The following is an 18,746-nucleotide window of genomic DNA, read 5'->3' on the forward strand; positions in this document are numbered from 1 at the left end:
CAGGTGGTCCTGATGCGGGTTGAAATCAGCGACAAATGGGTGCGTGCCATGGTGGACGGCACGGCCGTGGTGGACAGCCGGGCGCCCATGCTGTTCTGGGAGCCAGAGTTCCCCGTTCCCTCCTACGCCTTCGATCCGGCGGACGTCCGCACCGACCTCCTGACGCCGTCGACGGCGGGACCGGACGGGCCGCCGTCGTTCTTCTCCCCCAAGGGGCCTGTGGCCAGGTGGTTCGACCTGCAAGTCGGGGACCGGGTGATTCCCCATGCCGCCTGGACGCGGGACGATCCCGCCCTGGAAGGCCGCATCACCTTCAGCTGGGCGCCAGGGGCCATGGACCGTTGGCTCGAGGAGGAAGAGGAGGTCCACAGCCACCCCCGCGACCCCCACAAGCGCGTTGAGGCACTCCCCAGCTCCCGGCACATCACCGTTTCACTGGACGGGGTGCTGCTTGCGGACAGCAAGGACCCCGTGCTCCTGTTCGAAACGTACCTGCCCACCCGCTACTACCTTCCGCGGGAAGATGTGCGGCTGGAACAGCTGCACGAAGGCAGCAACCACAGCCACTGCCCCTACAAGGGCTTCGCCTCGGACTACTGGGACGCTCCGGGCAGCCCGTCAGTGGCGTGGTCCTACCCGGACCCCTACCCGGCCGTGGCCCGCATCAAGGGCCGGATCGCGTTCTACAACGAATCCGTTGACCTCACCGTGGACGGCGAGCCTGCACCGCGGCCCCACTCCATCTTCTCCAACACCCGGAACCGGCCCGGCGGGGAATAGTCGGCTCCCGTTTCGTGGAGAACAATGGTCCCATGGACTTTGAGCTGCTCACGATTGCCGACTGCCCCAACGACGCCCCCGCAGAGACCCTGTTTGCCCAGGCCCTGGCACTTGAAGGATTCGACGCTGCCGCGCTGTCCGTCAGGGAAGTCCGCAACGACGACGAGGCAGCCGCCCTGCGCTTCCACGGTTCACCCAGCTTCACAGCCAACGGCGTTGACCTGTTCCCCACGGACGCTGAGCCGGCGGTCTCCTGCCGCGTCTATGCAGTGTCCGGCGGGCTGGCAGGGACGCCGGAACTCGAATCCCTGCGCAGCGCCATCAGGACGGCCGCCACACTTTAGGCGCCGGCGCCCCTGTCCCACAGCCCCTTGTCCAGGGCAAAGAGCGTTGCGGTGACCCTGTTGGAGGACCCCGTCTTTTCATAGATGTGCTCCACATGGTTGCGCGCGGTCTTCGGTGCGATGAACAGTGCCTGTGCAATGGCCTTGTTGTCCATCCCCCGGCACAGCAGCCGAAGCACCTCAAGTTCCCTGGCCGTGAGCCCGGCAGCCGTGTCACGCCGCGGAGCCTGCTTCTGGCCGGCCGCAGCGAGAACGGCATCCACGCTGGCCTGGTCCAGCCTGCCCGCAGCAACCTCCGACTGCAGCCGGGCAGCCGCCTCCCCCGGCGACATGGCCGCACGGTGCGGCCTGGGCTCAAGCCAGCTTTGGCACGCGTCGGCCGCGGCAAGGATCCGCTGCAAGGCATCCAGCCCCTCCGCGGTGCGCCCGCGAGGGTAGCCCGAGCCGTCCAGCCGCTCACGGTGGGCACCTGCCACCTCGGCAACGCGGCGCATTCCCGGCACGCGGCCCAGGATGCGCTCGCTCAGGAACGGGTACATGGCCAGGTGCTCCCGTTCCATGGACGTCAGCGGACCGGCCTTGTCCCACAGGCCGTTGGAGACGCCCATGCGCCCAAGGTCGTGGACCCAGCCGGCGCGGCGCACCGTAGCAACCTCCGGCGCCGCGCAGCCCAGCTGCTGGGCGGCGCCGGCTGCGAGAGCCGCAACCTGGCGTGAATGCCCGGCAGTCCACGGCGACTTCAGGTCGGCAAAGTCGCCCAGGGCGGCCAGCACGCCATCCAGCGCTTCCTGCCCCAGCCCGGCTTCAACTGGTGCCGCGGCCAGGGCGGCAGGCCACGGGTCAAGCTCCAGCAGCCCATCCGTCAGCTCCGCCGCCCGGGCACAGAACACGTCAGCCAGCACCGGGTCAAACTGCGTCCCGCGGCGCTCGCCGACGGTCGCCACGGCAGCATCGAGACCGGCGGTGCGCAGGAACACCTCAGCGGTGTCGGCCAGCTGGGCAATGCGCATTTCGAGGGGAATCTCGGCCCCTTTCCGTCCCGCCGGCAGCCCCAACCCGTCCCAGCGCTCAAAGGTGTTGCTGAGGATGGCCGGCATGTCCCCGTCAAGCCCCACCCGGCAGGCGAGCCGCCCGGCCGAGGTGCAATGGGAACGGATGAGTTCCCGCACGGCGGTGTGGGCCGTGGCCGTGAAACGGGCCTGGCCCAGGGTGCGGGTCACGCGCGGCAATCCGGTTCCTGTGTGCCGGAGCATGAGGGAGAGCATGGGCAGGCCGTGGGCGTCGATGAAGTAGTAGTCGGCGCGGAAGGAAATGTCGTCCCCAAACAACGCCGCCAGTTCGTGGGAGTCTGCATGGCAGCCAATCCACGCGATCAGGTTGGCGTAGTAGATGCGCCCGCGCCCGGACTGGTCAATGCCAAGCGCCTCCGCCATGCGCAGTCCCAACAGCGTGGCCCGCAGCATGTGTTCCATGGGCTGTCCCAGCCCGAGGTCGATGGCCAGGGACAGGGCGGCCAGGATTTCACTGCGCCGCGGGGCTTCCTCCCGCAGGCGGGCCCCTTCCGGCGCGGGTCCGGAAGCTGCCCGACTGGTGCTGCCCGAACCGTGCTCAGCCACCCTCCCATTGTAGGTCCGGGAGCGGCCCTGCGGCCGGGGCTCTTCATCCGGTGGCGGGCCAGGCCAGCAGTGCCTCGCGCAGCTCGTCGTCCAGTTCGGGCGGGACGTCCGGCTCCACGGCCAGGGCGTGCAGGGCCCGGCTGAAGTAGTTGCGCGCCGCGGCGGCCAGGGTGATGTCCACAATCTCCGTGTCGCTGAAGCCGGCGTCGCGCAGTGTCCGGGAGTCGGCGTCGTCCATGGCGGCGGAATCCTGGCACAGCCGGGCCGCGTAGACCATCATGGCCTGCTCCGCCGGGGACAGGCCCGGGTAGCCGGGGCCGCTGAGCAGCCGGAGCAGCTCCGTGCGGTCCATGACGGCCAGCGCCTTCTTCCCATGGGCCAGAAGGCAGGCTTCGGAGCCGAGCGAACGGGCCGCCGCAAGGGTCACGAGCTCGTAGCGGCGAAGACCCAGGGACGCCGCGATGGCCTGCTGCAGCGCCCGCCATGCCGCATAGGCCCCGGGGTTCAGGGCCAGCACGAGCGTGTGGCTGGGCACGTAGCCCAGGGCCCGGGCGTCGTCGGCATACAGGGATTCCATGAGCCCGTCGGCGGCACCCACGGGCACTGTGTCCACGATGCTCATGACAGGCCTCCTGCGAGTGGGGACCCTTCGGCGGCTGATTCATGCCGACTGCCCGGCAGGAGTGCCGGCTGCGGGGCCGTGGAGGGGAAGGAAATGGCAAGGTCGGCGAGAAAGAGCCCCCGCTGGGGCAGCCAAAAGTCGGCGAGCCGCTCCTGCCGTGGCAGTGGCTGCGGTGTGCCGGCATCCTCGCCGTTGACCATGGCGCGGCCGCCCTTGACGGCCCACACCCGCAGCGGCCTGGCCCGGAACGACTGGCCATTGGGGACCGCACCGGCCATGGCCATGCGTCCCGTCCGGAGCATGGGCCCCATGGCCGCCCCCATTGCGTTCAGCAGGCTGTCGCTGCGCCACAGTGCCGCCGGCATGCGCCGGGCCATCGCGGTTGCCGCGCCGGTTGTCGATGTGGCGGCGAGTTCCACTTCCCACTGCACGACGCCGGGCACCTCCACCTCGAACCGCCACGGGTCCGACCAGCGGATGGAGACTGCCGAGCGGTGGACCTCGCTGAAGGCAGCACCGAAATAGCGGGCGCAGCTGTGCTCGGCCGGTTGGTCGGCGTGGAACGTCCACCGTCCGTCAGGGTGGCGCAGCCACACTGCGCGGTAACCAGGACCCACGGAGCTGGCCGGGAAACGGCGGAGGGCCAGATAGTGGCCTGAACTGAACGGCATGCCCATGAGGGCATAGCCGGCAAAGCGCTCGCAGTTGCCGGTGGGCAGGAGCTGTGCCGGATCGGCAAGTTCGGACAAGGTTGCGGATTGTTGCGGGGTGGTTCCCATGGCGGACTCCTTCATCTGATGCAAGGAGCCTAGGCGCGGGCGGCCCGTGGCACATGGGGCAAATGACCCATATTCGGGCGGCAATCCTCAGGCCATGGGGCCGGGCGGAAATCCGGGGTCAGGACCGGGTGCGGGGCCAGGAAAAGGTCCCGGATCCGGCGGGGGTGGCGGGAACGGCGGGGGCGGGAAGGGGCTGTCCGGGTCCGGCGGCTGGGTCGGATCGGGGTGGACGGGAGGCCGTTCCGGGTCAGGGATGGAGTCTGCTGCTTCTTTGCCCATGGTCCTACCGTACGCCGGGCCCCACGGCGGCGAAAGGGTGGCCCGTGCAAGACTGTCAGCGAAGGCACAGCGGCATGCTGTTGGGTTCACAGCGTTCGCACAGCGGGCGCTGAAAATATTTCAACAACTTGCAAAAACAATCGAGGGGCCAAGCACATGCGCAAGAAATGGATCATCATCGGGGCATCGCTGCTCGTGCTCATCGCGGCAGTTTGGGGCGGCAGCGCCATCTACGCCAACGTTGAAAACGGCAGGGCCCTTGACGAGCTTGCCCTGTCCACCCCGGCCACCACGTCCGCTGCGCCGGCAACGGCAGGCGCTGCGGCCACGGATGCCCCGGCCACCACCGCCGATGCCACGGACCTCGCCGGCACGTGGACGGTCGCAGACGGCTCGCAGGCCGGATACCGCGTCAAGGAAGTCCTCAATGGCCAGGACGTCACAGTGGTGGGCCGCACCACCGGCGTCACCGGCACGGCAACCGTGGAGGGAACCAGCCTCACCGCCGCCACCGTGACCGTGGACATGAAGAACGTAACCACTGACAACAGCAGCAGGGACGGGCAGTTCCTGGGCATCCTGAAGACCTCCGAGTTCCCCACCTCCACCTTCACCCTCACCGGGCCCGTGGACATTGGCGCCATCTCCAACGGCGTGGCCACCGTCCAGGCCCCCGGCGAATTGACCGTGGCCGGCGTGACGCAGAAGGTCACCGCAACGCTTTCCGCGCAGGTGACGGCCGACGGCGTCGAGGTGCAGGGATCCATTCCCGTCACCTTCAAGGACTACGGCATTGACGCCCCCAACCTCGGCTTTGTGAAGGTCGAAAACACCGGCACGATTGAGATGCTGCTCAAGCTGGGCCGCTGATTTCCTGGCTAGCTGCCTTCGTCGGCTGACTCCCCGGCGAAGGCAGTGCCCCGTGCGGCCAGTTCGCCGCGCAGGATGCGAATGGACTTCGGACCCACGCCGTGAATCTTCAGCAGCTCAGCGGCGGTGACGTGTTCGAGCTGCTCGAAACGTGTGTAGCCTTCCAATGCCAGGGCCCCCGTGGCCGGCCGGCCAATGGAGCGTGGGAATTCTGTTTCGGGGCCGTCGGGCCGGGCGCTGTTCATCAAGTCTCCCTAAAGGTGTCGGAGGAAGCGTTCAGGGGTTTCCAGAAACCTCTTCAAGTTTCCCACCAGGTCCAGGTCTTCCCACAGTTGCGGGCGCAGGCCCCAGGGCCCGACTTCCAGGATTTGCGCTCCCGGCAGGGCCGCGAGAACGGGCGAGTGGGTGGACAGAATGACCTGTGAACGGCCATCGGCAAGGATGTCCTTCAGGACGCCGAGGAGGGCCAGGCATCCGGAGAACGACAATGCCGACTCCGGCTCATCCAGCACCCACAGTCCCGGGCCCCGGAATCGATCCACAGCCAGCTGCAGGAACGACTCGCCATGTGACATCTCATGGAACGGAATGTCACCATTTCTGCCAGGGTTCTCCTCCAGATAGGTGTAGAAGCCATGCATGGTTTCTGCGCGCAGAAAGTATCCGCGCCGCGATGTGCCCGCGTTTCTGGTCAGCTGCAGGTGGTCGGCCAGCACCGACTCGGTGGACCTGGTGGCGTGCCGGGCTCCCGTTGAACCACCTTCGGGTGATAGTCCATAAGCCATGGCGATTGCCTCCACGAGGGTGGACTTGCCAGAACCGTTCTCACCAACAAAGACTGTCGCCGGCGACAAGGTCAGGCCTTGGTCCAACACCTGGGCCACGGGCGGCAGCGTGGCCGGCCAGCGGGCACGGTCCATGGCGTTGGCGCGATGCTCGGACAAGCCCTGGACCGGGTAGTTGGAGAACGACATGTGCCCATTATTGCAATCAGGCGGCAGTGCCGCGGATGGGCGGGCCTTGCTGTCACCGCACGGCCCGTCCGAGGCCCTGGGCATGGACCAGCAAACGGTTCTTTACACCGCGTTTCGCCAGGACTTAGCCTGAAGTTCCGGGAGCGGCTGAGGGAAGGCACGGCGCGATGCGGAAACTGGTCTACGGAATGAATGTGTCCCTGGATGGCTACATCGCCGCGGCCGGCGACGACATCGGGTGGAGCGAGCCGAACGGGGAGCTGTTTCAGTGGTGGCTCGAGCAGGAGCAGGCCATCGACTTGCTGCTGTACGGGCGCAAGCTGTGGGAAACCATGAGTTCCCATTGGCCCACCGGCGACCAGCTGCCCAACGCCACCCCGACGGACATTGAGTTTGCGCGGAACTGGCGGGACACCCCGAAGGTGGTGTTCTCCTCGGTGCTGGAAAAGGTCGACTGGAACGCCCGCCTTTTCACTGGCGACGCCGTCGCGGAAATCACCCGGCTGAAGGACGGGGAGGGCGGGCCCATGAGGGTTGCCGGGGCAACCCTTGCCGGCGCGGCCATGCGGGCCGGACTGGTCGACGAATACACCGTCGTGACCCATCCGGTCCTGGTGGGAGGCGGCACGCCGTTCTACAGCCTTCTTGACAGCTGGAGCCGGCTGAATTTGCTGGAGACACGGACGTTTGCCGGCGGCGTGGTCCTGGCCAGGTACGAGGCGAGGCACTAGTCCGTGGCGGCCAAAAGCTCCAGCAGGTACCCTCCCATCTCCAAGCGGCCAGCCATGTACGCCCTGAGTTCCGCGGAGTCGGGCTCCTGAAGCCTGGGGCTGGCAACGGCAGTCAAGCCGGTGAAAAGCGCCATGGACAGGGCATGGCCGCGCCGCACCACCGACTCCGGCACCGGGGTGCCGGAGTCCGCCAGGCCCTCGGTGTAGGCAGCCACGCAGGCAGGGCCCAGCCGCCCCAACTCCGTGCCACCCATGACGCCGTCGTTCACCAGGCCCGAGAGAAGCTGGCTCAGGTCAAAGCCCGGGCAGGCTCCCCTGAACATGCCCCAGTCGATGACGGCGAAGGTCTGTCCGCCCGGCTGGAGCATGAAGTTCTGGGGTCCCGCGTCGCCATGGGCAGGCAACTGGTCCATGGCCACCATCTCCTCCACCAGGCCATAGGCGCGCCCCGCAACGGCCCGCAGTCCCGCCACGAGCTCCGGTGTCGCAGCGGCGGCCACGGCGGGCACGCGCCACAACTCCTCGCCCCGAAGTGCGGGAATCAAGACCATGGTCCCGACACCCTCCACGAAGAAGCGCAGCTTTTCCGCATCCCGCCCGGCGTCCAGGGCAGGGGCCGCGTCCCGGACGGCCGAGCTGCCCGCCAGCCGGCCCAGCCAGTTGGCCGCGGCGGCAAACGTTTCCTCTGCCCATGGCGCGGAGGTCCCGGACACGTCCTCCATCCAGATGGCCGTGCGCTGCTCGTCCAGCTCGTGGATCGCGTAGACCTGCGGCAGCCGACCGCCGTCGGGGAGGGCCCCCGCCAACTCCGAGGCATAGACCAGGGCCTCGGTGCGCCATGGGTACTGGCGGACCAAGTCGTCGCGCATGTGTGGGGGCACCTGGCCTATGCCCGGCCAGAGCAGCGGCGACTGGATGACCTTGACCACTGTGCTGAAGGGAAGCGCCGCAGCGCCTGCCGGGGAATCCGCCGAGCCCGACGGCAGGGCCGTCCCCTGCACCCGCCACAGCCCGCCGGTTGTCATGTTCAGCTGCGGCAGGGGCAAGGCCCCGGCGTGCGCCGATTCGACGACGGCGCTGGGCCGGCCCAGCGCGGCTGCGGCAATCCCTGACAGGGCAGTGGTGGTGGGGGCGGCGTCGCCCAGCGCCTGCAGTCCATCGGATTCGGTGCTTGTCATGGCTCTCCCTCACGCCGGGGGCGGCGGCCGGCGCACCGCCCTGCCACAATCGTGTGCCCGTGCACGGTCCGCGTCAATGGTTCAGGTGAGCGACGCCGCACGCCGGCCCGCACCGGCATGTCGGTGGCTGGGCATACGCTTGTGGGAGCAGGTTTTGTCCACGTATTGCGGGATCAGAACGAAGAACCCGAGAATGCAAGGACGTGCCCTCATGATGGGAGCCCACCACGCCGCCAGCGGCGCCGCCGTATGGCTGGCAATGACCACCCAGTTCGACGTCGGCCTCAGCGGCCTTGCCCGGGTTGTCCCGGCATTGCCGGAGTCGGTGACAGTTGGCATGGGCCTGTTTGACCTGACTCCCACCGCTGTGGTGGCCGGGGCGATGGTGACCGCCGGTGCCGCCCTGGTGCCCGACGCCGACCACCGCAACGCCACGATTGCCCACTCGCTGCCGCCGCTGTCCAACATGATGTGCATCCAGGTGGGAAAGATGTCCGGCGGACACCGGCACGGCACGCACTCCATCCTGGGCCTGGCCATGTTCGTGGCCATCGCTGCCCTGGCCGGCATGTGGACCGTGCAGCTGCCGGGCTACGGCACCATCTTCCCCGGAGCGGGGATTCTGGCAGTGCTGCTGGCGTCCTTCGCCGCCAAGGCGCTGAAGTTCATTCCCGACACCATGCAGAAGTTCCCGTGGATAGTCGGCATTGCCGTGGGCGCCTTTGTGACCATGTTCGCCCCGCAGGAAGAGTACTGGTTCCCGCTGGCCATGGGCCTGGGCGTGGCCGCCCACATTGCCGGGGACATGCTGACCACCGGCGGCTGCAACCTGCTGTGGCCGTTCCGCATCCGGCCCCCGCGCTGCCTGCGGCGCGTGCCGCTGGTGAAGAACATCTGGCGGCCCAGCGGCAACATTGCCATCCCGGTGCTGGGAAATGCCGGGTCGGTGCGCGAATGGCTGGTCTTGGTGCCCGTGAGCGGATACGTCATCTGGGCCATGGCCGACGCCGTCTTCGCCTAGGGCACACTGCCGCTGTTAACATGGCAGAAGGCCCGGAAGCCGCATGGGGCCCGGGCAACTCGCCACCACCAGGAGTGAAAGCCAGGCATGTACGTCAAGATTTGTGGATTGCAGACACCCGAAACCGTCTCGGCGGCAGTTGAGGCAGGCGCAGATGCCATCGGCTTCGTCTTTGCCCCTGGCAGCCCGCGCACCATCAGCGCCGGGCTGGCCGCCAACCTCGGCCACTGCGTCCCGGAGGGCATTGAGACCGTGGGCGTTTTCCGCAACCAGTCCATTGAGGACGTGGTGGACATGGCCCGGCGCGCATCCGTGACCACCGTCCAGCTGCACGGCGATGAAAGCCTGGCGGATATGGGCCGGCTGCACGAGGAAGGATTCCGCACCCTGCGTGCCTTCTCGGTGAACGCCTACAACGCCCTCAGCGTTGAGGAGAAGCTGGCGTGGCAATCCGAGCGGATCCTGCTGGACGCAGTGGAACCCGGTGCGGGCGTCACCTTTGACGCGTCCGTCCTGGCCGACGGCGCGCCCCACGGCTTTTGGCTGCTGGCCGGAGGCCTGAACCCGGGCAACGTCTCCGCATTGGCGGCAGCGCTCCGTCCCTCGGGCGTGGACGTCTCCAGCGGCGTTGAATCCAGCCGTGGCGTCAAGGACATTGCCCTCATTCGCAGCTTCATTGAGGCCGCCCGGGCCGGCCAGCCCCGACACGCTCAGTAAAGGCAAGAGACTTTACATAAACATTGCCCACTGCTGCATAATGGTGACATCCGGGGCGATTCCATGCCGCCCCTCCATTTGAGACGAAAGGTTGGGGCTGTGCTCACACCCGACGACAGCGCCCTGCAGGCAGTCCGGCGCAGGCACGAACTGCGCGTGTTGGACTCGGTCGTGGCACATGGCAGCCGGACGCGGCGGGAGCTTGAGGAAGACACCAAGCTATCCCGCACCACGCTCTCGGCAATTGTCGGAGACCTGCGCCTGCGCGGCGTGCTGACGGAGCACAGCCAGGAATTCCACGCCGCCGGGCGCAATGGGCGCCCCACCAAGGCCCTTTCACTGAACCCGACTGCGGGTGCCGCGGTTGGCATTGAACTTGGCCGGCGCAGGATCAGCATCTCCGTGCTCGGCTTCGACGGCACAGCCGTGGCCCATGAGCGAAGCGATGTTTCCAGTTCCGTGCCGCTGGACGGGAAGATCGCGCTGGCAGCAGACATGGTGGCCAACCTCATCCGGGACGGCCGCATCAACCCTGAAACCGTCATTGGCACCGGTGTTGGAATTGCCTCCCGCCACGCAAACCCCGCATCGCTTTCCGACGGCATCGACCATCAAAGCGAACCCCGGGGCGCCACGCTGGATCCGCTGCGACAGGTGCTGCCGGCCCCGCTGCTCTGGGACAACAACATTCGCCTGGCCGCCATGGCCTACGAGCGGGACAATGACGACCTGCTGTATGTGGTGCTGTCGGCGGGCGTCAGCTCCGCCATGGTTACCGGCGGGAAACTCCTGCGCGGCGGCAACGGCATTGCCGGCGAGCTGGGCCACATCAGCGTCGACTTCGCCGGCCCTGCCTGCTGGTGTGGGCGGCACGGATGCCTGGAAAGCTTCGTCAATGAAGCCAACATCCTCATGGAGGTGGCCCGCCGCGGCCAGCCCCTTGCCTCCATTGCAGATATGGCAGTGGCTGCGGAGCAGGGCGACGGCATTGCCACCAATGTGGTGTCCTGGGCAGGCGAGCTGCTGGCACGGGCCGTCGTGGGCGCCTGCGTGCTGTTGGACCCCAGCCGCGTGGTCATCGCCGGGGAGCTCTCCCAGTTTGGCGAGCCGCTGCTGGAGCCCGTCCGGCACGCACTCGCCGAGCAGAATTTGGACCTTGGCCCACGGGCCACCGAGGTCACCACGGCACCCTTTGCGCCGAACGCAGGCAGCGACGGTGCCGCCCGGATGGCCCTGAAGCATTGGGCGCTGGCCGCCACCAGCTGAGGCAAAGGTCAGGACCGCCCGCTGTTATCGATACCACCCGGCGGTCCCGATCCCCCGTCCAGCGACTGGCATGCTGCCGGCATCGCCCGGTATTTCGGCCTCGTTGCCTAATATGTCGACTTATGTAAATAGCCTTGACATCATGTGATCCGTGCCATAACTTTGACCCATGGCACCAACAGACTCCACCACCACGGCGTACACACCGCCTGCCGCAACCGGCAGCCCGAGGCGTGGCAACGCGCAGCAAGACTCGTCCCCCACATCGAAAAAGGCCCCGAAGCCGGCCCGCGGCAAGATGAACCGCAAGGCGCTTCTGGCCATCAATGTTGCCTCCGTTGCAGCCGGCCTGGCCGCCTGGGGCATTTGCTCGGCCGCCGGCATTGTGGGGCTCCCCGGCCCCGGCGAGGTCCTGGTCCGCGGCGGCGAGCTGCTTGCCGACGGCACCCTCGCCGAGGACACCGGCGCATCCCTGGCCCGCGTGCTCAGCGGCTTCCTCATTGGCTCCCTGCTGGCAATCCCCGTGGGCTTCCTCATGGGCTGGTACCAGGTGGGCCGGGCCATCATCGAACCCTGGGTGCAGTTCTTCCGCACCATTCCCCCGCTGGCCCTGCTCCCCCTCGTTCTGGTCACCATGGGCATCGGCGAAGCTCCCAAGATCTTCGTGATTTTCCTGGCCGCCTTCCTTTCCTGCGTCATTTCCACCTACCAGGGGGTGGTCAGCGTGGACAAGACGCTCATCAACGCGGCCCGTGTACTTGGTGCCAACAGCTTCACCATCTTCCGCCGCGTGGTGGTGCCGGCCTCCTCGCCGTTCATCCTGGTCGGCATGCGCATCGGCCTCGGCGCCGGCTGGGCCACCGTGGTGGCAGCCGAGCTACTCGCGGCTCCCAGCGGACTGGGCTACCGCATGCAGCAGGCGCAGCAGTTCTACGACATGCCCACCATCCTGGTGAACGTGCTCGTCATCGGCATCCTGGGGCTCCTCATGGACCGCCTGCTGCTGATGATCGAGGCCCACCTGACCCGCTGGCAAGAACGCCGCTAAGGACATCTTCATGACAACCACAACACAGAACGCCATGATCCGCTTCCAGGACCTGCGCCAGGAATTCACGCTCACCGGCCAAACCTTTACCGCACTGGACGGCGTCAACCTTGACATTGCCGACGGCGAATTCGTCACCGTCGTGGGCCCCTCCGGCTGCGGCAAGTCCACCATGCTCAACGCCGCTGCCGGACTGCTGGAACCCACCAGCGGCCGGGTCTTGGTGGATGACCGCGAAGTTGACGGACCCAGCACCCGCACAGGCGTCATCTTCCAGCAGTACGCACTGTTCCCCTGGCTCACGGTTCGCAAAAACGTGGAGTTCGGGCTGGAACTGAAAAAGGTGCCGGCCAAGGAACGCCGCGCCATCGTTGATCACTACCTTGAGCTTGTTGGGCTCGCCCGCTTTGCCGAGGCACTGCCCAAGGAACTCTCCGGCGGCATGAAGCAGCGCTGCGCCATTGCCCGCGCCTACGCCGTCAACCCGGAAATCCTGCTCATGGACGAGCCCTTCGGCGCCCTTGATGCCCTGACCCGCGTCCACATGCAGGAACAGCTCCTGGAAACCTGGACCAAGGAACGGCGCACAGTCATGTTCGTGACCCACGACGTGGATGAATCAGTCTTCCTGGCCTCCCGCGTTATCGTCATGGCGGCCCGTCCCGGACGCATCTACAAGGAAATCAAGATCGACCTCCCCTACCCACGGACTGAGGAAATGCGGCTCTCAGATGAGTTCGCCCGCCTCCGTGCCCAGGTCTGGGAGGCCGTCTACCACCAGCCCGGTGTCGCCGAGGCGCACCAGTAACCACCGCTGAATCGCACCATTTCCCTCGTACCCCCTGCCCAAATTCGGGCAAGAACCCTTCAGGAGAAGCCATGACCAGTAATATTTCACGCCGCAATGTCCTCCAGCTGTCCATGGGTGCCGCCGCCATTTCGCTGTTGGCCGCCTGCGGTGCCAAGTCGGAAGATGCGGGAGCCACGGCAGGCGCCAAGGAAGCCGTGGAAATCAAGGTGGGCTACATTGCCGACTACAACGGCGCGGCCCTCATGGCCGTCGCCGACCAGGAAGGCTACTGGGCCAAGGCCGGACTCAAGCCCAAGTACCTGCCGTTCACCAACGGCCCGCTCGCCATCCAGGCGCTGGGCACCAACAACGTCGACGTCGCCTACATCGGTTCCGGCGCCCTGTGGCTGCCCGCCTCCGGCAAGGCCGAAATTTGGGCCGTCAATTCCGTCTCCAACGCGGACCGCATCATCGCCCAGCCCGGCATCAAGTCCCTGGCCGACTTGAAGGGCAAGAAGGTGGCAGTGCCCACCGGCACCTCCGGCGACCAGCTCTTCAGCCTGGCCCTGGCCAAGGAAGGCCTCAAGCGCGAGGACTTCCAGGTCACCGCCATGGAGCCGCCTGCCATCGTGGCCGCCTTTGCCTCCAAGCAGGTGGACGGTGCAGCACTCTGGTACCCGCTGATCGACAGCGCCAAGAAGGGCCAGCCCGATCTCGTCGAGCTGTTCTCCAACGAGGACTTCATTGACACGCTGACGTTCCCCTCCAGCTTTGTTGCGGCCCCCGGCCGCGGCGCCAAGGACAAGGACCTGGCCAGCAGCTTCATCTCCGTGGTCAAGAGCGCCAACGACTACCGCCACGGCAACCAGGAGAGCACTATCGCCCTGACCGCCAAGTTCCTCAAGCTCAAGGAGGAAGACATGAAGGCGCAGGCCAGCGTGGCCAAGCTGTTCACGTCCAAGGAACTTGACGCCCTGTCCTCCGAGGGCACCGTCTACACCTGGCTTGACGGCCTGCAGGAGCAGTTCAAGAAGGACGGCAAGATCCCGGCCGTCACCGACCCCAAGACGTTCTACAACTCAGAGCTGTTCGTCAGCACCGCGGCGGTCTAGCCCTCAATGACCACCCCGAACCACACGGCCAAGCGCCAGAACATGCTGTTCCTCATGACGGACCAACAGCGCATCGACACCCTTGGCTGCTACGGCAACACCTCACAACACACGCCCAACCTTGACCGGCTGGCCGCGCGCGGCACCACCTTTGACCGGGCCTACACGCCCACCGCCATCTGCACGCCGGCACGTGCCAGCCTGCTCACGGGCCTGCAGCCCTTTGAACACGGGCTGCTGGCCAACTACGAATGGAACTCCGGGCACCGCGAGGAGCTGCCGGACGGCCTGCCCACCTTTTCCGCTGCCTTGCTGGGGCAGGGCTACCGTCTGGGCCATGTGGGCAAGTGGCACGTGGGAAAGGACAGGGGCCCGGAGCACTACGGCTTCGAGGGCATCCACCTGCCCGGCGCCCTGAACGTCTTTGACGATCCCGGCTACGAGGACTGGCTCAAGGCCAACGACTTCCCGGACTTCCACATCTCCTCCCCCGTCTACACCACGCGGGCCGACGGCAGCCAGGGCCACCTGATTGCCGGTGTCACCGACCAGCCCACGGAAGCCACCTTCGAGGCCTTCCTTGCAGACCAAACCATCGCGAAACTGCGGGAGTTTGCCGACGGCGCGCTGGCACAGGAGGACGGCCAGCCGTTCTTCCTGTCCTGCCACATCTTTGGCCCGCACCTGCCCTACCTGATCCCGCAGAAGTGGTACGACATGGTGGACCCCTCCACCATCGAGCTGCCCGGTTCCTTCGCCGAGACGTTCCACGGCAAGCCAATGGTGCAGCAGGCCTACGCCGAGTACTGGTCCACGGACTGCTTCACGGTGGAGGAATGGAAAAAACTCACGGCGGTCTACTGGGGCTACGTGGCCATGATCGACCACGAGATCGGCCGCATCCTGGCCGTCCTGGACGAGTTGGGGCTCACCGACAGCACCGCCGTCATGTTCACGGCCGACCACGGTGAGTTCACCGGCGCTCACAGGCTCAATGACAAGGGCCCGGCCATGTATGAGGACATCTACCGCATCCCGGCCATCCTTGCCCTGCCCGGGGAGGTGGAGCGCCGCGAGGACCGCTTCATCAGCCTCCTGGACTTCACCGCCACCTTCCATGAGATTGCCGGAGCCGACCCTTCCGGCGTCAACGGCCGGAGCCTGCTGCCCCTGGCCACCGGCGCAGAGGTGGAGGGCTGGCGCGAGGACATCCTGTGCGAGTTCCACGGCCACCACTTCCCCTATGCCCAGCGCATGATCCGCAACAAGGAAGTGAAGTACATCGCCAACCCCGAGGGCATCGACGAGTTCTACGACATGATCGCGGACCCCGACGAACTGACCAACGTGATCGACGTCCCTGTCTACCGCGAACGCGTCAGCGCCATGCGCCGGGAGATGTACCGGCAGCTCGTTGAGCGCGGCGACAAGTTTGCCCAGTGGCTGGCCTTTGCCGGCGACATCCCCAGCCACGAGCGGGTCCGGCCGGACACCGCCGTCGAACGCTTCATCACCCAATAGCTCCACCCGATCCGGATGCCTCTTGCGGTCCCAAGAGAAGTAAGTGAGTAATCGATTGAAAGCACTGAAAAGAACGACGACGGCCGGGCTCGCCTGCGCCGCCGCGCTCGGCTTGTTTGCTGCGGTCCTTCCCACGGCATTTTCAGCTCCGCCGGCACAGGCAGCCCCCATTGTGGTGCCGCCTGCCATCCCCGTCCCGTTGCCCGTCAACCTGGCCCTGACCGGAACCGCCACTGCCTCAAGCGTCGAGTCGGCGCTGCCGGGCAACACGGCGGCCATGGCCATCGACGGCAACAGCGGGACGCGATGGTCCTCGAACTATGTGGATGCCAGCTGGCTCCAGGTGGAACTGGCCGCGGCCGGTCCCATCCACCACGTGAAGCTCACCTGGCCCAACGCCGCCGCCCGGGAGTACAAGCTGCAGACCTCCATGGATGGGCTGGCCTGGACTGACGCCAAGTCCATGGCGGGCACCACCGGACCGGGCCGCGTCGACGAGGTGCAGCTGGATGTGGCCAACGCCAAGTTCATCCGCATGCTCGGCGCCAAGCGCTGGTCCACCTTCGGATACTCGATCTCGGAGTTCGAGATTTACGACAAGGCAACCCCCGTGGCCCCGGACAAACTGGCCCTGGTGCCCCTGCCGGCGTCCATGGCTGAGACCGCTGACGGCACCTTCCGCCTGCTCCCCTCCAGCCGCATCGTGGCGACGGGCGACGCCGTCGCCCCCGCCAACTACTTTGCGCAAAAGGCCCGGAAAAGCACGGGCTTTGCCCTGCCGGTGGTTTCCGGAACGGCCACGTCCAGCGACATTGCCGTGACAGTTGCCCCCGGATCCTCCGCCGACAAGCCCGAGAGCTACGCCCTGCAGGCCGACGCCGCCGGCGCCCGCGTGGAAGCCAACACGGCCGCCGGAGCCCTCAATGGCGTGCAGACCCTGCGCCAGCTGTTCCCGCAATGGATTGAATCCGACTCCGTGGTGGCCACACCCTGGACCGTGGCTGGAGTAGTGGTCAGCGACTACCCCCGTTACGAGTACCGCGGCATCCAGATCGACGTGGCACGCTCCTTTTACACAGTTGAGGAGATGAAGGAACACATCGACAACGCGGCGCAGTTCAAGTTCAACCGCCTGCACCTGCACCTCACCGACGACCAAGGCTGGCGCATTGCCATGGACCAGCCAGCCGTGAACCCCTCCGGCATCAAGTACACGGACCTGACGGACATCTCCGGCAAGACGGCCATGACCTACAACGACGCCGGTGACCTCATGGGCACCGAGCTGGGCCACACGGGCTTCTACACCAAGGCCGACTACCAGGAGATTGTCCGCTACGCCGGTGAAAACGGGATGGTGGTGGTGCCCGAGATCGACGTCCCAGGGCACACCACTGCCGCCCTGCACGCCATACCGCAGCTGAACTCGGCCGGCTCCGCGCCGAAGCCGCTGGCGGGACAAACCACGGCACCGCACCAGGGTTCCGGCAACGTGGGCGGCTCCACCTTTGATGCCGACAACCCCGCCACATACGAGTTCACCAAGGAGGTCCTGACGCAGCTGGCCGCCATGACCCCCGGACCCTATGTGCACATTGGCGGCGACGAATCCCACGTGACCCCGCACGATAAATACGTGACCATGGTGGACCGCTTCACCAAGCAGGTCACTGACCTGAACAAGCAGGTCATCGGCTGGAATGAGTACACCTCGGCCAACCTGCCGGCCGGCGCCATTGTGCAGTTCTGGAACGGGAACAAGCAGGCCACGGCGGACAAGATCCTTGCCAACAACCTCAAAGCGATCCTCTCCCCCGCAGAAAAGACGTACATCCCGCAGAAGCAGGACGCCAGCCAAACCGCGGGCGGCACCTGGGCCTGCGGCGGTGGCGGCTGCACACTGCAGAACCACTACGACTGGAATCCAGGCACCTACCTCCCCGGTGTTGGCGACGACCGGGTCCTGGGCGTGGAGACCGTGCAGTGGGGCGAATGGATTCGCGGCATGGACCAGACGGAAACCTACCAGTACCCGCGCACCCTGGCCACGGCCGAGGTGGGATGGTCCCAGCAGGGCGACCGCAACTACACCGACTTCACCAAGCGCACGGCAGCCCTGGGCGGGCGCCTGGCCGTTCAAGACATTGCGCACTTCAAGACTGCGGGCCTGAACTGGACCACCGCACCCGGTGCCCCGGCCCAGACGCCTGCGGCCATTGACCCGGCCACGCTGCCGGCGGTCTCCCCGGTTGACCTTGGTGTCCCTTCGAGCGAATTCAGCGGCGGCGGCTTCGTCACGATGAAGAACCTCCCGGCCAAGGCGTGGCTGCTGCTGAACATCAACAGCTCAAGTGTTGCCCGGGCTGCATTCGGCGAACCGCAGTGGATACTCAGCAATGCCAACGGCGAGGCGCCGTTGAACCTGCCCGCCGGGCTCGCCGCCGGTGGGCACGTTGTGAGTGTCCAGTCCGCGGGCGGAGCGCTCGTTGGCTTCGCCGCCGTCGCCGTTGCCGAGGAGCCGGAACCGACTGTGGAGCCCACGGTTGAACCGACTGTGGAGCCCACCACTGAACCCACGGTGGAGCCCACGGTGGACCCCACCACGGAGGCCACGGTTGACCCGACGGTTGAGCCCACGGTTGACCCCACCACGGAGGCCACTCCTGGCGGGGCGCAGACGCAGGGAACGGCGTCGCCCACGGCTTCGTCACAGGGAAACAGCTCAGATGACCTGGCAAGCACTGGAGCCGCGTCATCCCTTCTGGCCGGTGGTGCATTGCTGGTCCTGACCATGGGACTGCTTCTGTTGCTGGGGGCGCGCCCACGCCCAAGCCAACACTAGGCACCACCTCGAGAGGGGTCATGCGGCCCGGACAGCCTTCCGTCCGGACCGCATGACCCCTCTTTTGCATTCCCGCCCCGTCAACTCGCACTCCTTGCCCATTCCGGGGCCGGATTTGGGCAAGGAGTGCGAGTTGACGGGCGGGGAACGGCGATCAGGTGGCCGCTGGATCCGCTGCGGCTCCTCCACAGGGCGCCTCAGCGCTCAACTTGCCCACAAATACCGCTACCGGACCGCCGGTCAGCGGTCAATGGTG

At 66.7% G+C, this 18,746-nt stretch carries 18 protein-coding genes; 12 read left to right on the forward strand and 6 right to left on the reverse strand.

Annotation, left to right across the window (positions count from 1 at the left end; translation table 11 throughout):
- Positions 1–12 precede the first annotated feature (12 nt).
- Both PCK14_RS00115 and PCK14_RS00120 read left to right on the forward strand, forming a co-directional pair.
- Positions 13–780, forward strand: coding sequence for a DUF427 domain-containing protein (locus PCK14_RS00115; RefSeq protein ID WP_269936420.1), 768 nt, complete (start codon positions 13–15; stop codon positions 778–780).
- 32 nt (positions 781–812) lie between these two features.
- Positions 813–1,124, forward strand: coding sequence for a hypothetical protein (locus PCK14_RS00120; RefSeq protein WP_269936421.1), 312 nt, complete (start codon positions 813–815; stop codon positions 1,122–1,124).
- On the opposite strand, the gene PCK14_RS00125 is transcribed toward PCK14_RS00120, so the two are convergent.
- From PCK14_RS00125 to PCK14_RS00135, 3 genes are read right to left on the reverse strand one after another with little or no spacing between them, the layout of a single operon-like run.
- Positions 1,121–2,740 carry an HD domain-containing phosphohydrolase gene (locus PCK14_RS00125; protein WP_269936422.1) on the reverse strand — a complete coding sequence of 540 codons (1,620 nt, stop codon included), beginning with the start codon at positions 2,738–2,740 and terminating at the stop codon, positions 1,121–1,123. The genes PCK14_RS00120 and PCK14_RS00125 overlap by 4 nt on opposite strands.
- A 43-nt stretch (positions 2,741–2,783) precedes the next feature.
- Entirely contained in the window at positions 2,784–3,362 is a 579-nt protein-coding gene (locus PCK14_RS00130) for a carboxymuconolactone decarboxylase family protein (RefSeq protein WP_269936423.1), read from the reverse strand.
- Entirely contained in the window at positions 3,359–4,141 is a 783-nt protein-coding gene (locus PCK14_RS00135; RefSeq protein WP_269936424.1) for a hypothetical protein, read from the reverse strand. The genes PCK14_RS00130 and PCK14_RS00135 overlap by 4 nt, the downstream gene beginning before the upstream one ends.
- A 435-nt stretch (positions 4,142–4,576) precedes the next feature.
- Here PCK14_RS00135 and PCK14_RS00140 point away from each other — a divergent pair, with 435 nt between their 5' ends.
- Positions 4,577–5,290 (forward strand): YceI family protein, encoded by a 714-nt coding sequence (locus PCK14_RS00140; RefSeq protein ID WP_269936425.1) that lies wholly within the window; start codon positions 4,577–4,579, stop codon positions 5,288–5,290.
- An 8-nt stretch (positions 5,291–5,298) separates the two neighbouring features.
- On the opposite strand, the gene PCK14_RS00145 is transcribed toward PCK14_RS00140, so the two are convergent.
- Positions 5,299–5,535, reverse strand: a complete 237-nt coding sequence (locus tag PCK14_RS00145) for a hypothetical protein (RefSeq protein WP_269936426.1) — start codon at positions 5,533–5,535, stop codon at positions 5,299–5,301.
- Positions 5,536–5,544: 9 nt separating this feature from the next.
- Positions 5,545–6,264, reverse strand: a complete 720-nt coding sequence (locus PCK14_RS00150; RefSeq protein ID WP_269936427.1) for an AAA family ATPase — start codon at positions 6,262–6,264, stop codon at positions 5,545–5,547.
- Positions 6,265–6,431: 167 nt separating this feature from the next.
- On the opposite strand from PCK14_RS00150, the gene PCK14_RS00155 reads away from it, so the two are divergent.
- The gene (locus PCK14_RS00155; protein ID WP_269936428.1) at positions 6,432–6,995 is read left to right on the forward strand and encodes a dihydrofolate reductase family protein; all 564 of its coding nucleotides are present in this window, start codon (positions 6,432–6,434) and stop codon (positions 6,993–6,995) included.
- Here PCK14_RS00155 and PCK14_RS00160 read toward each other — a convergent pair.
- Positions 6,992–8,173 (reverse strand): phosphotransferase, encoded by a 1,182-nt coding sequence (locus PCK14_RS00160; RefSeq protein ID WP_269936429.1) that lies wholly within the window; start codon positions 8,171–8,173, stop codon positions 6,992–6,994. The genes PCK14_RS00155 and PCK14_RS00160 overlap by 4 nt on opposite strands.
- A 211-nt stretch (positions 8,174–8,384) precedes the next feature.
- Between PCK14_RS00160 and PCK14_RS00165 the strand changes: the two genes are divergently transcribed.
- From PCK14_RS00165 to PCK14_RS00200, 8 genes are all read left to right on the forward strand, one after another.
- Positions 8,385–9,194, forward strand: a complete 810-nt coding sequence (locus PCK14_RS00165) for a metal-dependent hydrolase (protein WP_269936430.1) — start codon at positions 8,385–8,387, stop codon at positions 9,192–9,194.
- A gap of 87 nt (positions 9,195–9,281) precedes the next feature.
- The gene (locus PCK14_RS00170) at positions 9,282–9,911 is read left to right on the forward strand and encodes a phosphoribosylanthranilate isomerase (protein ID WP_269936431.1); all 630 of its coding nucleotides are present in this window, start codon (positions 9,282–9,284) and stop codon (positions 9,909–9,911) included.
- Between the two features lie 99 nt (positions 9,912–10,010).
- Positions 10,011–11,177, forward strand: a complete 1,167-nt coding sequence (locus PCK14_RS00175; protein WP_269936432.1) for an ROK family protein — start codon at positions 10,011–10,013, stop codon at positions 11,175–11,177.
- Between the two features lie 169 nt (positions 11,178–11,346).
- A complete protein-coding gene (locus tag PCK14_RS00180; RefSeq protein WP_269936433.1) occupies positions 11,347–12,225 on the forward strand; it encodes an ABC transporter permease in 879 nt (292 codons plus the stop codon).
- Between the two features lie 10 nt (positions 12,226–12,235).
- Positions 12,236–13,033, forward strand: coding sequence for an ABC transporter ATP-binding protein (locus tag PCK14_RS00185; RefSeq protein ID WP_269936434.1), 798 nt, complete (start codon positions 12,236–12,238; stop codon positions 13,031–13,033).
- 71 nt (positions 13,034–13,104) lie between these two features.
- Complete coding sequence (locus PCK14_RS00190) at positions 13,105–14,127, forward strand: aliphatic sulfonate ABC transporter substrate-binding protein (protein ID WP_269936435.1); 1,023 nt, start codon at positions 13,105–13,107, stop codon at positions 14,125–14,127.
- A gap of 6 nt (positions 14,128–14,133) precedes the next feature.
- Positions 14,134–15,648 (forward strand): sulfatase-like hydrolase/transferase, encoded by a 1,515-nt coding sequence (locus PCK14_RS00195; RefSeq protein ID WP_269936436.1) that lies wholly within the window; start codon positions 14,134–14,136, stop codon positions 15,646–15,648.
- Between the two features lie 43 nt (positions 15,649–15,691).
- The gene (locus PCK14_RS00200) at positions 15,692–18,490 is read left to right on the forward strand and encodes a family 20 glycosylhydrolase (RefSeq protein WP_269936437.1); all 2,799 of its coding nucleotides are present in this window, start codon (positions 15,692–15,694) and stop codon (positions 18,488–18,490) included.
- Positions 18,491–18,746 lie beyond the last annotated feature (256 nt).

The sequence above is a fragment of the Arthrobacter sp. HY1533 genome, from assembly GCF_027568515.1.
Classification (GTDB): domain Bacteria; phylum Actinomycetota; class Actinomycetes; order Actinomycetales; family Micrococcaceae; genus Specibacter.

What these genes read in the sequence shown, in the direction of transcription:
- PCK14_RS00115 (WP_269936420.1), top strand. Translation starts at nt 13, where the DNA reads ATGCGGGTTGAAATCAGCGACAAATGGGTGCGTGCCATGGTGGACGGC.
- PCK14_RS00120 (WP_269936421.1), top strand. Translation starts at nt 813, where the DNA reads ATGGACTTTGAGCTGCTCACGATTGCCGACTGCCCCAACGACGCCCCC.
- PCK14_RS00130 (WP_269936423.1), bottom strand. Translation starts at nt 3,362, where the DNA reads ATGAGCATCGTGGACACAGTGCCCGTGGGTGCCGCCGACGGGCTCATG.
- PCK14_RS00135 (WP_269936424.1), bottom strand. Translation starts at nt 4,141, where the DNA reads ATGGGAACCACCCCGCAACAATCCGCAACCTTGTCCGAACTTGCCGAT.
- PCK14_RS00140 (WP_269936425.1), top strand. Translation starts at nt 4,577, where the DNA reads ATGCGCAAGAAATGGATCATCATCGGGGCATCGCTGCTCGTGCTCATC.
- PCK14_RS00145 (WP_269936426.1), bottom strand. Translation starts at nt 5,535, where the DNA reads ATGAACAGCGCCCGGCCCGACGGCCCCGAAACAGAATTCCCACGCTCC.
- PCK14_RS00150 (WP_269936427.1), bottom strand. Translation starts at nt 6,264, where the DNA reads ATGTCGTTCTCCAACTACCCGGTCCAGGGCTTGTCCGAGCATCGCGCC.
- PCK14_RS00155 (WP_269936428.1), top strand. Translation starts at nt 6,432, where the DNA reads ATGCGGAAACTGGTCTACGGAATGAATGTGTCCCTGGATGGCTACATC.
- PCK14_RS00160 (WP_269936429.1), bottom strand. Translation starts at nt 8,173, where the DNA reads ATGACAAGCACCGAATCCGATGGACTGCAGGCGCTGGGCGACGCCGCC.
- PCK14_RS00165 (WP_269936430.1), top strand. Translation starts at nt 8,385, where the DNA reads ATGATGGGAGCCCACCACGCCGCCAGCGGCGCCGCCGTATGGCTGGCA.
- PCK14_RS00170 (WP_269936431.1), top strand. Translation starts at nt 9,282, where the DNA reads ATGTACGTCAAGATTTGTGGATTGCAGACACCCGAAACCGTCTCGGCG.
- PCK14_RS00180 (WP_269936433.1), top strand. Translation starts at nt 11,347, where the DNA reads ATGGCACCAACAGACTCCACCACCACGGCGTACACACCGCCTGCCGCA.
- PCK14_RS00185 (WP_269936434.1), top strand. Translation starts at nt 12,236, where the DNA reads ATGACAACCACAACACAGAACGCCATGATCCGCTTCCAGGACCTGCGC.
- PCK14_RS00190 (WP_269936435.1), top strand. Translation starts at nt 13,105, where the DNA reads ATGACCAGTAATATTTCACGCCGCAATGTCCTCCAGCTGTCCATGGGT.
- PCK14_RS00195 (WP_269936436.1), top strand. Translation starts at nt 14,134, where the DNA reads ATGACCACCCCGAACCACACGGCCAAGCGCCAGAACATGCTGTTCCTC.